The following is a 235-nucleotide window of genomic DNA, read 5'->3' on the forward strand; positions in this document are numbered from 1 at the left end:
GATCAGCGGCTTGCCATAGGCCTTCGCCTGCAGATATGTGACGATGGCCAGTTCGCTGACGTCGAATGCCTGACGACGCGCCATCGGCGCGAACGCGTTGTGAATGGGCTCGATTTCGTCGAACACGAGTTCGACCGACGGGTCGGTCAGTTCGCCGGCTTTGAGCGCGCGCGTGTGCGCATAGGACTTCAGCGCGGCCTTCAATCGCAAAGGTTGGGTTGGGCGGTTCACGTTC

1 protein-coding gene is annotated in these 235 nt (G+C 61.3%); it reads right to left on the bottom strand.

Annotation, left to right across the window (positions count from 1 at the left end; all coding sequences use genetic code 11):
- The coding region (locus R2R70_RS23195) for a hypothetical protein (RefSeq protein ID WP_410979375.1) at positions 1-235 on the bottom strand (235 nt) is incomplete at both ends.

Origin of the sequence: Cobetia sp. SIMBA_158 (assembly GCF_046566945.1) — a bacterium.
Lineage (GTDB): Bacteria > Pseudomonadota > Gammaproteobacteria > Pseudomonadales > Halomonadaceae > Cobetia > Cobetia amphilecti.